The organism is Megasphaera sp. An286, assembly GCF_002163455.1.
GTDB lineage: Bacteria > Bacillota > Negativicutes > Veillonellales > Megasphaeraceae > Megasphaera > Megasphaera stantonii.
In genome coordinates, this window is the sequence record NZ_NFIY01000007.1 from 1 (window position 1) to 15680 (window position 15680).

At 55.5% G+C, this 15680-nt stretch carries 12 protein-coding genes and 1 other RNA gene; 12 read left to right on the forward strand and 1 reads right to left on the reverse strand.

Annotated elements, in window-relative coordinates:
- Window positions 1-1101: 1101 nt before the first annotated feature.
- The 7 genes from glpX to B5F80_RS04620 all read left to right on the forward strand — a co-directional run bounded on the left by glpX (window position 1102) and on the right by B5F80_RS04620 (window position 7914).
- Entirely contained in the window at window positions 1102-2067 is a 966-nt protein-coding gene (gene glpX / locus B5F80_RS04590) for a class II fructose-bisphosphatase (RefSeq protein WP_087477653.1), read from the forward strand.
- Between the two features lie 276 nt (window positions 2068-2343).
- Window positions 2344-2586, forward strand: coding sequence for an AbrB/MazE/SpoVT family DNA-binding domain-containing protein (locus B5F80_RS04595; RefSeq protein ID WP_087477736.1), 243 nt, complete (start codon window positions 2344-2346; stop codon window positions 2584-2586).
- Window positions 2580-2912: a type II toxin-antitoxin system PemK/MazF family toxin gene (locus tag B5F80_RS04600; protein ID WP_087477654.1), complete on the forward strand. Its 333-nt coding sequence runs from the start codon at window positions 2580-2582 to the stop codon at window positions 2910-2912. Before B5F80_RS04595 ends, B5F80_RS04600 begins: the two co-directional genes overlap by 7 nt.
- A 352-nt stretch (window positions 2913-3264) precedes the next feature.
- The gene (gene murA / locus B5F80_RS04605) at window positions 3265-4539 is read left to right on the forward strand and encodes a UDP-N-acetylglucosamine 1-carboxyvinyltransferase (protein ID WP_087477655.1); all 1275 of its coding nucleotides are present in this window, start codon (window positions 3265-3267) and stop codon (window positions 4537-4539) included.
- The gene (locus B5F80_RS04610; protein ID WP_275533089.1) at window positions 4496-5590 is read left to right on the forward strand and encodes a rod shape-determining protein; all 1095 of its coding nucleotides are present in this window, start codon (window positions 4496-4498) and stop codon (window positions 5588-5590) included. Before murA ends, B5F80_RS04610 begins: the two co-directional genes overlap by 44 nt.
- A gap of 25 nt (window positions 5591-5615) precedes the next feature.
- Window positions 5616-5903 (forward strand): hypothetical protein, encoded by a 288-nt coding sequence (locus B5F80_RS04615; RefSeq protein ID WP_087477657.1) that lies wholly within the window; start codon window positions 5616-5618, stop codon window positions 5901-5903.
- A 16-nt stretch (window positions 5904-5919) separates the two neighbouring features.
- A complete protein-coding gene (locus B5F80_RS04620) occupies window positions 5920-7914 on the forward strand; it encodes a SpoIVB peptidase S55 domain-containing protein (RefSeq protein WP_087477658.1) in 1995 nt (664 codons plus the stop codon).
- A 75-nt stretch (window positions 7915-7989) separates the two neighbouring features.
- On the opposite strand, the gene B5F80_RS04625 is transcribed toward B5F80_RS04620, so the two are convergent.
- The gene (locus B5F80_RS04625; RefSeq protein WP_087477659.1) at window positions 7990-8751 is read right to left on the reverse strand and encodes an HAD hydrolase family protein; all 762 of its coding nucleotides are present in this window, start codon (window positions 8749-8751) and stop codon (window positions 7990-7992) included.
- A 184-nt stretch (window positions 8752-8935) separates the two neighbouring features.
- Here B5F80_RS04625 and tkt point away from each other — a divergent pair, with 184 nt between their 5' ends.
- From tkt to B5F80_RS04650, 5 genes are all read left to right on the forward strand, one after another.
- A complete protein-coding gene (gene tkt / locus B5F80_RS04630) occupies window positions 8936-10924 on the forward strand; it encodes a transketolase (RefSeq protein ID WP_087477660.1) in 1989 nt (662 codons plus the stop codon).
- A gap of 214 nt (window positions 10925-11138) precedes the next feature.
- A non-coding RNA gene (gene ssrS / locus B5F80_RS04635) (6S RNA) lies at window positions 11139-11316 on the forward strand.
- 86 nt (window positions 11317-11402) lie between these two features.
- A complete protein-coding gene (locus B5F80_RS04640) occupies window positions 11403-12722 on the forward strand; it encodes a replication-associated recombination protein A (protein WP_087477661.1) in 1320 nt (439 codons plus the stop codon).
- A 19-nt stretch (window positions 12723-12741) separates the two neighbouring features.
- On the forward strand, window positions 12742-15207 hold the full coding sequence (locus tag B5F80_RS04645; RefSeq protein ID WP_087477662.1) for a DNA translocase FtsK: 2466 nt from the start codon (window positions 12742-12744) through the stop codon (window positions 15205-15207).
- A gap of 65 nt (window positions 15208-15272) precedes the next feature.
- Complete coding sequence (locus B5F80_RS04650; RefSeq protein ID WP_239386303.1) at window positions 15273-15680, forward strand: helix-turn-helix domain-containing protein; 408 nt, start codon at window positions 15273-15275, stop codon at window positions 15678-15680.

Sequence of the window (15680 nt, forward strand, 5' to 3'; positions counted from 1 at the left end):
TAGTGATTGCTCCTTTGTTGATGATTTCTCGCAAAACCATTTTAACATGAAGCTTCACTATGGATTTTTGTTTTTTGATTACCTGTTCAAATTCATTTTACAATTAACCGTTCTTTTTTGATGCCCATGAACGATATGAATATCTTTTTGTTCCTTCGTATCGTATGGGTACTTTTGTTACAAAAGAGATAACTGCCAGCAGCTCCCAACGATTGGCAATTACATCTAGCTGATTATAAGAGGCTGCAGCCGTTTGTCGGTGCTATGCCTTTTTCAACTTTATTATACCGAGTTATCATAGAGCTGACAAGTACATCGGTTAGTGTGATAGTGTAAAGTTGTTGTGAGAATTTTTTTGATAAGCCATTTTTGATAGTTCTCTCAACCTGTTAAATTACTATTACAGTTACGTTATAGACAGCATACAGCAACGTGTTGACACTAGCATTCTCGTTACGTTATATATTCTTTAACTTTTGTACACTAAGGTTTTCCCACAATTATTTTACGCTGTCCCCACAACAACTTGACATTGTCTTATACAGAAAAGATATTTGACGGACATCCCATCATCTCGTACAATAAAGATGAAAAAATAAGGTGCTGCGCCGACAAACGGTTAGCCCCCATTTATTTACGAACAAGAGTAGTTGCAGTTGCTGGGGAGCAGAGCGGCTACTTTTGTTTATGCGAAATGAGATAGAACAACACTATCAGTAAGACTAGAGTAGCATTGATAGAATCCATACGCATTACCCTGCTTCCGGGGCATGATTACCGCCTGCCGTTTGATGTACGCATCACCTCTTTGTATCGTGTACGGGACGGAGCGGAGGATGTCAATTACATACAGAACGTCTAGTTACGTTTTTAGCATAAGCGGCGCTTGCTTCGGCAGGCGTTTTTTTGTGCTTTCTCTTAAATAAAGTGTACTATATTTATACAAATCCTAGGGCAGGACTTTATCCAGACAGCGTAGAAGTAGTACAGCAAGAAAGGCATCGCACGATGCGGGATATGCTGCCGCAGGTCCGGCGAGCCGGCGGATTTGCGGACAGGTACAGGCTCCGGCTTAATCGTACAGCAACAGGAGGCAGGAATATGGACAGAGTGCTCACACTGGAATTCGTTCGCGTTACGGAAGCGGCGGCCGTTAAAGCAGGCCGACTCATGGGGAAAGGCAACAAGATGGGGGCAGACCAGCTGGCTGTCGACGGCATGCATTCGATCTTGTCGAGCGTGCCTATCGACGGGACCGTCGTCATCGGCGAAGGCGAAATGGACGAAGCGCCGATGCTGTATATCGGCGAAAAAGTCGGCGCCGGCGGCACGCCGGTGGATATTGCCGTCGACCCTCTGGAAGGGACGAATTTAACGGCAAAGGGTCAGGATGGGTCTATCGCCGTTATCGCCATCGCCGGCAAGGGCAATCTGCTCCACGCGCCGGATATGTATATGGAAAAGCTCTGCGTCGGGCCGCGCGCCAAGGGGCGTATTGATTTGAACAAGCCCGTGCAGGAAAACCTGCGCCGCATTGCCGAAGGGCTGGAACGGAGCATTGACGATCTGACCGTCGTCATCCTCGACCGCGAACGGCATCAGGAAATCATCAACGACTGCCGCGACGCCGGCGCGCGCATCAAACTCATCACGGACGGCGACGTATCGCCGGCTGTCGACGTAGGCATTGAAGGCTCAGGCGTTCACGTCCTTATGGGGATTGGCGGCGCGCCGGAAGGCGTACTGGCCGCGGCGGCTCTCAAATGCCTCGGCGGCGATATGCAGGCCCGCCTGATTCCGTACACGGAAGAAGAACGGAAGCGGTGCTACGAAATGGGCATCATGGATCTCAACAAGGTCATGACGATTGACGATTTGGTCAAAGGCGACGACTGCATCTTCTCGGCGACGGCTATTACGAACACGCCGATGATGCGCGGCGTCCAGTATTTCGGCGGCGGCGCCCGCACCAACTCCGTCGTCATGCGCTATAAGAGCGGCACGATTCGCTTTATCGACACGTTCCACCGCTTCGACAAGAGCGCGAAATGGAGCATTCACTTGTAATGCTGTTCGGCATAACGCGAAGGGACTCCTCACAAGGGAGTCTCTTTTTTGCAATTAGAAAACTCTTGGTTAGTAGATACTGCTATTGTTCAGGACTAATAGTATTATAAAATAAAAAGTTGTACAGTTACTTGCAGTCGGCCCGAACCAAAGATACTGTGCAGATAATGCCAAAAGACGTTTTTGAGCTGAAGTATGAAGCGGTGGAATTTTAAATTCGTTGACGCTCTTCTTCTTGTAGTATATACTATGTATATACAGAAGGGAGTGAGAGGCATGGCTGTTACGGTAAAAATTCAAAAATGGGGTAACTCTCAAGGCATCCGAATCCCGAAGAATATCATTGATATACTGGATTGGGATGATAACGAAGTGGTGGAAATGTCTGCGCAGGACGGCAACCTGATCATCAAAACGCACAAGAGGAAGACGATTGAGGAATTGTTTGCTAATTATGACGGCACATACGAAAAAGAAACGATCGATTGGGGCGACCCGGTAGGTAAGGAAATATGGTAAAACAAGGAACAATTATCAAAGTAAATTTAAATCCCCGCGCAGGACATGAACAGGCATGGTATCGTCCAGCCGTTGTCGTTAGCAATGACACATTCAACGCAAAGACGAGCATGGTAATTGTTTGCCCTATCACAAATACGATGAATCATTTCCCTCTGCATGTGCCGCTGGATGAAAGAACGAAAACCACGGGATGCATTTTATGCGAGCATATCCGGGCGCTGGATATAGAGGCGAGAACTTATCGAGTCATAGAGCAAATACCTGACGATATTTTGCAACAAGTTATTAACATTATATTCGCTGAGATTGATACCCCGGTATAAACAGGGCTGTCGCCAAAGAAGAATTATTTCATCTTCGTGCGATAGCCCCATTTTTACTTTACAGTAGGGGAAGGAGCGTAACAGTTGGATCAGAAAGAACGGGCCGGTACTGGAGCGGGCGGCTCCTTTCGTACCGAAGATGCAGTATGATATATAACAAATCCTTTTACATAAGGTAAATTGCTTGTAAGAGCTTTATCTTTTCCCTGTCCGCCTCTTTTAGTTTCCTACCTTTTATGGTACAATGACTTGATAGTAAATAAAATCACAATAGGCAGAGTGCCGCATCTTTTGAGTTGCCGAAGCATCCTGCCTGTCTTATATATCGAATTCTGTTTAGGAGGCACCGGAATTGGAGAAGCTGGTTATTCATGGTGGAAAGCCCTTAAGGGGTACTGTTCGCGTCAGCGGGGCTAAAAATGCCGTGCTGCCGATTATCGTCGCATCCATGCTGGGAACGACGAAGAGCACATTGACGGAAATTCCGAAATTAGACGACGTCCATACAGTCTGCGACGTCATCGAATCTCTTGGCGTTCATATAGAAAATCCGCAGAAGGGCGTATTGGAAATCGACGCGTCGAATTTGTCGTCGACGTCGGCGCCGTACGATCTCGTGCGGCGCATGCGGGCGTCGTTCCTGGTCATGGGGCCGTTGCTGGCTCGCAAAGGCCGGGCGAAGATTTCCCTGCCCGGCGGCTGTTCCATCGGTGCACGGCCTATCGACCTGCATCTGAAGGCCTTCGAGGCGATGGGCGCCGTCATCAACCTGGAAAACGGCGACATCGAAGCGACGGTTCCCAACGGCCTGAAGGGGGCGCAGATTTACCTCGATTTCCCCAGCGTCGGCGCGACGGAAAACATTCTCATGGCCGCTTCGCTGGCCGAAGGAAAGACCGTCCTGGAAAACGCGGCAGAAGAGCCGGAAATCGTTGACCTCGCGACCTATCTGAACAGCATGGGTGCCAATATCCGCGGTGCCGGCACGAATGTCATCCGCATCGAAGGCGTCAAGGAGCTGCGCGGCGCGACGCATTCGGTTATTCCCGACCGAATTGAAGCGGGCACCTTTATGATCGGCGCGGCCATGTCCGGCGGCGACGTGTTCGTAGAAAACGCTTTGTCGGAGCATTTGAAGCCCGTCGTGGCGAAATTGAAGGAAGTAGGGGCCGAGGTCATCGAGGATATCGACGGCATTCGGGTCATCGGGCATCTGCCCATGCGTCCTGCCGACGTCAAGACCCTGCCCTATCCCGGCTTCCCGACCGATATGCAGGCTCAGTTCATGGCCTTGGCGACGATTTGCCAGGGCACGAGCGTCATTACGGAGACGGTCTTTGAAAACCGCTTCATGCACGTCGACGAATTTAAGCGCATGGGGGCGAAGATCCGCATTGAAGGACGCAGTGCTATCGTAGAAGGCGTGCCGAAGCTCAAAGGGGCGGCGGTCAACGCGACGGACCTGCGCGCCGGCGCGGCTCTCGTCCTGGCAGGCCTCGTCGCTGAAGGCGAAACGGAAGTCGGGTACTTGTACCATATCGACCGGGGCTACGATAATCTCGTATTGAAATTACAAAGGTTAGGTGCTGATATTGTTCGGGTCAATATTGACGAAGAAGAAAACTAAGAAAAAAGCCCGTTCCGGCCTGGCGCATTCGCTGTCCCTGGCGAACTGGCTGGGAAGTGATATTGCGATCGATCTGGGTACGACGAACGTCCTCGTCTATGTCAAGCATCAGGGCGTCGTCGTCAACGAGCCGGCGGTCATCGCCGTCGACAAGGCGACGAACCAGGTCATCGCCATCGGCAGGGAAGCCCAGTCGATGCTGGGGCGGACGCCGCGGCATATTCACGCCTACCATCCGATGCAGAACGGCGTCATCGCCGATTACGACGCGACGGAGTACATGCTGCAGTATTTTATCCGCAAGGCCATTGGCAAGGCGTTGTTTTTCAAGCCGAGGGTCATTATCTGCGTGCCGTCGGGCATTACGAATGTCGAACGGCGCGCCGTCATGGAAGCGGCCCGCAAGGCCGGAGCCCGCAAAACCGTCGTCATGGAGGAACCTTTGGCGGCGGCTATCGGCGCAGGTCTCGATATTGCCGAATCGAACGGCTCCATGGTCATCGATATCGGCGGCGGCACGACGGACGTGGCTATTTTAAGCCTCAGCGGCATCGTCATCAGCGAATCCCTGCGCATCGGTAGCAATACCTTTGATGAAGCGATTATCCATTATTTGGAAAAGATAAAGCATATTACCATCGGCAGCCGCACGGCGGAAGAGCTGAAAATACTCATCGGCACGGCCCTGCCCGACGGCCGCAGCCTCACGGCGGACGTCCGCGGCCGCAGTACAGAGACGGGCCTGCCCGTCGTCATGGACATCGATTCCCAGGAAATCCGCCGGGCTCTGGACGAGCCTATACAGCGGATTTTGCGGGCCGTCCTGTCCATTTTGGAAAAGACGCCGCCCGAGCTGGCGGCAGATATTGCCGACCACGGCATCGTCCTGACCGGCGGTGGCATGCTCCTCGACGGACTGGACCGCCTCATTTCCCGGACGACGGGCATGGCGGCATACCTGTGCGACGAGCCGCTGCTGTGCGTGGCTAACGGAGCCGGCAAGTCGCTCCAGGCCATGAATCAGCTGAAAGATAGTTTTGAAGATATATAAACGTGTATCTAAGGAGGGATTTGACATGAAATGGCTGCGTACCCTGATGGTTTCCGCTGCCTTGTGCATGAGCGCCGCGGCGGCCTTTGCCGCCGACGTTTCGTATCCGTCTGTATTAGGCGGAACGGTCGTTTCCATTACTCCTGCCGGGACGGCAGTGAAGCAGGGCGACGTCCTGCTGACCGTCGATTCCCTGGCCGGCCCTATGCCGGCAGCGCGGGCCGCCTCCGACGGCATCGTAAAGCAGGTTTTGGTAGCCCCGGGAACGGCTGTCAAGCGGGGAACTGCCGTAATTATTGTGGAAGAGAAATAAGAGGAAAAGAATCTTAATGATACGATTACGCATGCTGCGGCGTCTCGCCGCGCGGACATGCCTGGCTGCCGTTTGCTGCGCTATGTCTCTCACTGCCTTTGCCCAGGACTTCATGAACGTCAGCGAAGTGCGCGAAGGTATGACGGGATACGCTAAGACGGTAGTTCATGGCAATACGATAGAAACATTTCCCGTAGAAATACTGGGAGTCATGAAAAACAGCGGCCCGTCCGGCGATTTGATACTGGCGAAGTTTTCCGGGCCGCTCATAGAGGAAACGGGCGGCATCGCCCAGGGCATGAGCGGCAGCCCCGTGTATATCGACGGCAAGCTCGTCGGGGCCATCGCCTACGGCTGGTCCTTTACGAATTCCCGCGTCGGCATGATTACGCCTATCGGCGATATGCTCAAGCTGTGGAACGTGCCGACGAAGGAAGAAATCCGTCCGTTCAACGCCAGGGAATCGTCGCTGATTCCCATCGCGACGCCTCTCATGGTGAGCGGCTTCGACGGCGTGTCGACAGAATGGATGACGTCCAAGCTGCCGCAGTACAACTTCATGCCCGTCAATACGGCCTCGGCGGCGGCCGACGAAGCGCCTGCGCCTTTGGAAGCGGGCAGCTCCGTAGCCGCGTCGCTGGTTAACGGCGATATGAAGATGGGCGCTATCGGCACGGTGACCTACGTAGACGGCGACAACATCGTCGCCTTCGGCCATCCGTTCCTGAAAAAGGGCAGCATGAATTACTTCATGCACAACGCCTATATTTTTACGATTGTCAATAATATGTCTAGTTCCTTCAAGCTGGGGTCCGTAGGCGCGGAAATCGGCCGCATCAATCAGGACCGGGGAGCAGGCATTGCCGGCCTGTACGGTCGGCTGACGGCGGGCATCCCCGTGACCATCAATATCCGCGACACCGATACGGGCGCGAATAACGTCAAGCGGGTCAAGATCATTGAAGACAACGAGCTGACGCCGGTCCTGGCTGCCACGACGGTGTACAACACGGTTAACAAGACCATTGACCGCAGCGGCGGCGGCACGGCGACCTTGTCCTATACGATCCGGTCGTCTAACGGCCGGGATAAGGACATCAGCCGTCACAACATGTACTACTCTGTCGACAATATCAACGAGAAGAGCATCGACGAGCTGTACAACGTGCTGGATATACTTAAGCACAACGAATTCATCGACTATCCCGTACTGGATATCGAGATGAACGTCGACATTACGCAGGCTAAGAAAGAAGCGCGCATCGTCGACGCGACGGCGGCCCCCGTCGTCGTCAGCCCCGGCGACAACGTGTATTTCCGGGTCAAGCTTCACCCGTACCGCGGCGCCGATGAGGTAAAGACTATGAGCTTCACCGTCCCCAAGGACCAGCCCCTCGGCGATATGATCCTGGAAATCCGCGGCGGCGGCGTGATCCCCCTGCCGTATTTAATTGAAAAGCAGCGCTACAACCTGACCGACGAAATTCTCGAACGGCTGCGCCATTACAAGGATTTCGCCGATTTGAAGAAAACCATCGAAGGCGAAGACGCCAATAACGATCTGGTTATCGAAATCCTGCAGCAAGGCGTCAGCATGATTGACGACGGCGGCGAAAAGGTCGTGAAGGAAAAAATCCGCGGCAAAGAACCGCCGGTGCAGAATAAGGATATCGTCAAGCCCGACAAGCGCGGACTGAACGATACGGGCGACAGGGAAGACGCTAAGTCGTCTATCGCTACGCCTTACATCGTCAAGGGCGACGGGCAGATTACGATTAAGGTCGTATCTCCGGCTGAGCGCGACGCCTTCTTGGCTAAAAATCATCAGCTCAACGAAGCGAAGGCCGTCATCAGCGAAGAAGCTGACGAAGCTGCGGCGGCCAGCGACGAAGAGGCTGAAGATGAAAAGCCAAGGGAACATAAGAAAGACGCGCCTCATGGCGGACAGGACGGCGGCGACGGACAGAAAAACGACGTCTTTCGCCTGGTAGACCTGGCGTCGAGGATGTAATGCCAACTCTATAGAGAAAGCTAAAAATGGGCAGGCCCGCAGGTCTGCCCATTTTGTCGTAGTGCCTATAACATGTTATATCCAGCCGAATTTGACGCAGGCATGAAGGATGCCGCCTTTGTCGTTGTCGTCTGTAATATAGTCGGCCCGTTCTTTCAACTCCGCCTTGGCGTTGCCCATGGCGATGGAAAAGAAGGGCTTGCGGAACATGGAAATGTCGTTCAGCCCGTCACCGAAGACGACGGCGTCTTCGGGCCTGCCGCCGACGCGCTTCAGCATGTTGAGAATGCCCTTTCCCTTATCTGTCGGCTCGACGAGGTACGTATGGTCTAAGTAGGTCAGGTGCGGAAGGCCCTGCCGGTCCGGCTCGTTTTGTTCGTCTGCCGGCCGGGCGTAGGTAATCTTATAGACTGCGTCGAGGCTGTCGATAGCGACGGGGCGCACGACCGTTTTCATGTAGTTCTTCGGGTCGGCACAGGGGTAGTCGACGTAGGGCGTATAGCGGCATATCGTGTTGTCCGTCACGACGGCCCAGGGAAGGCGGCGGTCATCCAGCTCGCGCAGGAGGGCTTTGCACGGTTCCAGGGGCAGCCCTTCCATTTCCAAAATTTCGCCGTCGAGAGACAGGCTGCTGCCGCCGTCGGATACGACGGCCGGAATGCCGTAGCGGTCGGCAAAATGCTGGGCGTCGCACTGCAGGCGGCCCGTGGCGATGGAAACGAAATGGCCCCGCCGCCGGAGCTGGCGCAGGCAGTAGGCCGTATCGGCCGGAATGATGCTGGAAATGCTGAGGCCTAAGGTGTTGTCGATATCGAAAAAGAAATATTTTTTATCCATGACAGGTCCTTTCTGATGACAAGATGTCCGTACGGTTTTCATTATACCCTATCCGGCGGAGAACATGAAGGCGATTCTGCAGCGGTCTCTGTTTTTTGTGAATTGAGGATTGACAGAATCGCCGGGGTTTACCATAATAAAGGTATGTATGTTTATAAGGAATGTATAAAGGAGAGAGTAAATCATGAGTACAATTGACACGACTTGTGTAAATGCAATCCGCGTGTTGTCGGCAGACGCCATCCAAAAGGCAAACTCCGGCCATCCGGGCCTTCCCTTGGGCGCCGCGCCGATTGCATACGAATTGTGGGCTAACCATATGAAGCACAACGCTAAAAATCCGAAATGGGCCGATCGCGACCGCTTTATCTTGTCCGGCGGCCACGGCTCCATGCTGCTCTATTCGCTGCTGCACCTCTTCGGCTACGGCCTGACCCTCGACGACGTGAAGCAGTTCCGCCAGGACGGCTCCCTGACGCCGGGCCATCCCGAATACGGCCACACCGTCGGAGTAGAAGCTACGACGGGCCCCCTGGGTGCCGGCATGTCCATGGCCGTCGGCATGGCAATGGCCGAAGCTCATTTGGCAGCCGTATTCAACAAGCCCGAATATCCCGTCGTTGACCATTACACCTTCGTCCTCGGCGGCGACGGCTGCATGATGGAAGGCATCTCCTCGGAAGCCTTCTCTTTGGCAGGCACGCTGGGCCTGAGCAAGCTGATCGTCCTGTACGACAGCAACAACATCTCCATCGAAGGCGGCACGGATATCGCCTTTACGGAAAACGTGCAGGAACGGATGCAGGCCTTCGGCTTCCAGACGCTGGACGTTGCCGACGGCAACGATTTGGAAGCTATCGGCAAAGCTATTGAAGAAGCGAAAGCCGATAGGGAACATCCGTCCTTCATTACGATTCATACCCAGATCGGCTACGGCTGCCCGGCGAAGCAGGGCAAGGCTTCGGCTCACGGCTCGCCATTGGGAGAAGAAAACATCGTCGCCATGAAGGAAAACCTCGGCTGGCCAAGCACGGAACCGTTCTATGTTCCCGACGAAGTTTACGCTCATTACGAAGAACTGAGCAAAAAGGGCGCGGCGGCAGAAGATGCCTGGAACGCCTTGTTTGCTGACTACGCAGCGAAATATCCCGATATGAAAGCGAAATGGGACGCCTTCCACAGCGCCGTAGACGCGCAGGCTCTCTTGGAAAATGAAGACTTCTGGGCCTACGCCGACAAGCCGCAGGCCACGCGCAACCTGTCTGGCATCATGATCAACCGCCTGAAAGACCTCGTGCCGCAGCTCATCGGCGGCAGCGCCGACCTGGCTCCGTCCAATAAGACGTACATGGACGACGCCGGCGATTTCAGCAAGGGCAATTATGGCGGCCGCAACCTCCACTTCGGCGTCCGCGAACTGGCTATGGGCGGCATGACCAACGGCCTGGCTCTCCACGGCGGCCTCCGTCCCTATGCCGGCACCTTCTTCGTATTCAGCGATTACATGAAGCCGATGATTCGCCTGGCCGCTTTGATGAAGCTGCCGACGACTTACGTATTGACCCACGACAGCATCGGCGTCGGCGAAGACGGCCCGACGCACGAACCGATCGAACAGCTGGCTATGCTCCGGGCTACGCCGAACGTCAACGTATTCCGTCCGGCCGACGCGACGGAAACGGCTGCCGGCTGGTATCTGGCCGTTACGAGCCAGGAAACGCCGACGGCTCTCGTCCTGACCCGACAGAACCTGCCGCAGCTTGCCGGCAGCAGCAAGGAAGCCCTGAAGGGCGGCTATATCGTAGCCGACGCGGCGAAGGAAACGCCTGACGCAATCATCATCGCCAGCGGCTCCGAAGTATCTTTGGCTGTAGAAGCCAAGGATATGCTGGCGAAAGAAGGCGTCGACGTCCGCGTCGTCAGCATGCCCTGCATGGAACTCTTCGAACAGCAGGACGACGCCTACAAGGCTCAGGTCCTTCCGGCCAATGTCCGCGCCCGCGTAGCCGTAGAAGCGGCTTCCGACTTCGGCTGGGGCAAATACGTCGGCCTCGACGGCGCGACCGTTACGATGCAGGGCTTCGGCGCTTCGGCTCCGGCAGAACTGCTTTTCGAAAAATTCGGCTTTACAGCAGAAAACGTAGCCAACACGGTAAAGAGCGTATTAAAATAATAGGGACCTATTTCACATAGTCCCGATGTGACGGAAAAAGCTGCACGGCTCGTCCCGGCAGCTTTTTTCGTTTATCAAGTCCTGCAATACAAGATATTCCTTGCTTTTTCGTACAAGTATTTCTTAAATGCATAAGAAATATGCATGGAACAAAGAGGAATAAATTGTCAAGGCTTGATTTTACAATCGTTTTTTATTATACTAGGAACAAGAGAAAACCCTACTGTGTACGTAAATGGTCTCGATGTTTTGAACCAACATCTTTTACATTGGGAGTCCGGACTCTGCATAGCGAAGCAATGCCTTCACTGGACTGCTGACCTCTGTAGGAGGACACCCACCTGCTTAGGCAGGCTCAAAACTCGGTTTATAAACGGCATGGTGGGGCTTCTTTTCTTGTTCATAATACGTACGTTTTACATACATGTCGCCGCTAAGATTTCTTGGCGGCGTTCTATTTAGTCTGAGGAGCAAACAAATGAGCGGAGACGATTTATTTTCTATGGCCAGCGAGCGGCAGAAGGCATCCTTTGAGCCCTTAGCCGTCCGGATGAGGCCGCAGGTATTAGATGAAATATACGGACAAGAACAGATTGTCGGGCCGGGGACGTTTCTGCGGGCCATGATCGAGCGCGATACCATTCCGTCCCTGCTGCTGTACGGGCCATCGGGCGTGGGCAAGACGACCTTGGCTCACGTTATCGCCTGCGAAACGAACAGCCGCTTCGTCCGGCTGAACGCCGTCACGGCCGGCACGGCGGAGCTGCGCAAGGTTATTCAGGAAGCGAAGGACGCCGTACACCTGTATCAGCGGCGGACGATTTTATTTATCGACGAAATTCATCGCTTCAACAAGGGACAGCAGGACGTCCTGCTGCCTTATGTGGAAGACGGTACGGTAATCCTCGTCGGCGCGACGACGGAGAACCCCTATTTTGAAGTCAACCGGCCCCTGCTGTCGCGGCTGCGCGTCGTGCCCCTGTCGCCACTGTCAGAAGAGGCTATCGCCGCTGTGCTGCGGCGGGCCCTGGGGGATACGGAAAAAGGGCTGGGCGTTCATCACCTCGCCGCGTCGGAAGAGGTGCTGCGGACGATTGCCCGCCTGGCCGACTGCGACGCCCGCGTAGGGCTGAACCTGCTGGAACAGGCGGCGATGCTCGTGCCCGACGGGGGAGAGCTGGGCCATGACGTCGTAGAAAAGGTGGCCGGCCGCAAGGTGTATACGTATGATAAGAAGGGCGACGCCCATTACGATACGGCGTCGGCTTTCATCAAGAGTATGCGCGGTTCTGACCCCGACGCGGCCCTCCACTATCTGGCCCGCATGATCGAAGGGGGCGAGCAGCCTTCCTTTATCGCCAGACGGCTGGTCATCTGCGCCGCCGAAGACGTAGGGCTGGCCGACCCGCAGGCCTTGGTCATTGCCAACGCGGCGGCTCAGGCCGTGCAGTTCGTCGGCTGGCCTGAAGGCCGGATTATCTTGGCGGAAGCCGTCGTGTACGTGGCCTGCGCGCCGAAGAGCAACAGCGCCTACATGGCTGTCGACGCGGCTCTGGCCGACGTGCGCCGCGGCGGCTGCGGCGACGTGCCGGCTTATTTGCGGGACAGCCACTACAGCGGCGCCGCTTCCCTGGGACGGGGCGAGGGGTATCAGTATCCCCATTCGTTCCCCGGCGGCTGGGTAGAACAGCAGTATTTGCCGGACCCGCTGAAAGACAAGACCTATTACAAGCCGTCGGCTTACGGCAAGGAAAAGGACATAGCCGCGCGCTGGCGAGAACGGCGGGGCGGCAAGTGAGATATAGAAGGTGAATGGAATGGCAGAACGTAAGACCCGCAAGACTAGCCGGACGGCGGGACGGAGAAAGAAAACGGGGACGGCGAAGCAAGGCACGTCCCTGCTGAAATTTGAAATTATCGGATTGGTCTGTATCTTTTTGGGAATTTTTGCGACGATCGGTATTATCGGCGTCGACACGGGCAGCGTCGGCTATTCCCTGGACGGGCTGCTGGCCTATGGCTTTGGCTTCGGCCGCATCGTCGCGTCCCTGTCCCTCATCGTGCTGGGGCTGAAGTACATCATGGTCCGCAAGGCCTGCCCTGTTACGAAGCAATGGCTGGTCGGGTTTTGGATATACAGCTTATTTTTGACCTGGATTCACGTCGTCTTTATTCCTGAAGGGACGGAATTTATGCCGGCGAGCCTGCGCGTCGGCGGCGGCCTCATCGGGGCGGTGCTGTCTTCGGCCCTGCGGGAGCTCCTGGGACAGTTCGGCGCCGTGCTGGTGCTCATCATCGCCTGCGTCGTGACGGCGATTATATGGAAAAAATGGTCTATTTCCAAGCCCGTGACGATTGTGTCGCATAAGGCGTCGGAGGAAGTGTCCAAAATGTCGGACAAGGCCGTCGAAGGCCTGCAGGGCGCGTCTACGGCCTTAAAAGAATGGCACCGGCCCCATATTTTTGATTTTCAAAAGGAAGAAGAAAAAGAACGGGCGGCCTTGGACCTGCCGAAGACGCCCGTGCCGTTGGAGCCTGCGCCGCCTGAAGGGGAAGGGGAAGACGACGTGGCCTATACGCCTGTATATGCTGAAAGCGGCGCGGCGCGCGTCGATTTGGCCGACGATGCCGATATAGTCCGGGAGGAGGCTTATGAGCTGCCGGAAGACGAACGGGCCTATGAGCTGGAAGATGAGAACTGTGACGCTGAAGAGGCCGGTGACGAACGGCCGTGTCTCGCTGATACGACGGACGTGCTGGACGAAGAGCTGGCCCACATCAAGCCCGTCGAAGTAGAGCAGACGGCGACGGCGGCCGATATCGGCCCGGTCGGAGCCAGCGCAGTGCCCAAGGCGCAGGGGGAACGGACGTACCGCCTGCCGCCGTTGTCTATTTTGCAGCACGGCAAGGAGCAGAGCGGCGGCGTGAGCGACGAAGTGCGGCAGAACGCCCGCATCCTGCAGGAAACGCTGCAGAGCTTCAACATCGACGCCAAAATCCTGAACGCCAGCCAGGGCCCGGCCGTTACGCGCTATGAATTAGAGCCGGCGGCAGGTGTCAAGGTCAGCAAGATCGTCCATTTGGCCGACGATTTGGCCTTGAAGCTGGCGGCGACGGATATCCGCATTGAAGCGCCGATCCCTGGCAAGGCCGCCGTGGGCATCGAAGTGCCGAATAAAAAATTGTCCGGCGTCATGCTCCGTGACGTATTGGACACGGACGCCTTCCGCCTGGCCGCCGGCGGCGTGCCCGTCAGCCTGGGCAAGGACATTGCCGGAAATCCGGTCATCGCCGATTTGACGAAGATGCCCCACCTTCTCGTGGCCGGCTCGACGGGTTCTGGTAAGAGCGTATGCATCAATACCTTCATCGCCAGCATCTTGTTTAAGCAGCGGCCGGAAGACGTCAAGCTGATCCTCATCGACCCGAAGGTCGTCGAATTGTCGAATTATAACGGCCTGCCCCACTTGCTGACGCCTGTCGTGACGGATCCCAAGAAAGCGGCCAGCGTCCTTCGCTGGGCCGTGCGGGAAATGGACGACCGCTACAAGCGGTTTGCCGACACGAAGACCCGCGATATTTCGCGGTACAACGAGCTGCATCCGGAAACGGCCATGCCCTTCGTCGTCATCATCATCGACGAATTGGCCGACTTGATGATGGTCGCGTCCAGCGACGTAGAAGAATCGATTTGCCGTCTGGCTCAGAAAGCCCGGGCCTGCGGCATGCACCTCGTCCTGGCGACGCAGCGCCCGTCTGTCGACGTGCTGACCGGCTTGATTAAGGCCAACGTGCCGAGCCGCATTGCCTTTGCCGTATCGAGCCAGGTCGATTCGCGGACGATTCTCGATATGGCCGGCGCGGAAAAGCTCATCGGCAAGGGCGACATGCTCTTTTATCCCATGGGGGCATCGAAGCCCCTGCGCGTCCAGGGCGCGTTTATTTCCGACGGGGAAATCGACAAGGTCGTCGAATACATCAAAGCCCAGAGCCGTCCGCAGTACAGCGAGTCCGTCCAGAAGGCCCAGGAAGAAAACGGCGGCGGAGAAGGCGAATTCTTTGAAGACGACCTCATGCCCCAGGCTATCGACATGGTGCTGGAAACGGGACAGGCGTCGGCCTCCATGCTGCAGCGCCGGTTCCGCGTCGGCTACACCCGGGCCGCCCGCATGATTGACATGATGGAAGCCATGGGCATCGTCGGCCCGAATAACGGCAGCAAGGCCAGAGATATATTGATGACTGCCGACGAGGTGCAGCAGAAATATTTGAGCAATATGTAGAACAGTTCCCATCTTCTGCCATATGGTATATAATAAAAAGATACAACGTAAGAGGAGGGGATAGAGTGCCAACTGTTGGAGAAGTTTTACGAATGGAACGGGAACGGCAGGGGCGGACATTGAAGGAAATTTCCGATGCGTTGAATATCAAGCGCCAGTACCTGGCCGCGCTGGAAGAAGATAGATATGACGATATTCCCGGCGTCGTCTTCGTCAAGGGCTTTATCCGGAATTACGGAAACTGCCTGGGAATGGACGGCGGCGCGCTGGTGGACACCTATAAGGCGTCCCTGACCGGGCGGACGCCGCAGCCGGAGGTGCGGGCCGCCGTGCCCGTACGCCGGGGCAAAGACAAGAAACGAACGAAACACAAGGAAGGGAAGAAAAAAAGCAGAAATGGAAAATGGCCGGAAATTACGATTATTGCCGGCGTGATTCTGTTCCTGCTGTTAATTGTGTGGATTATGATATAA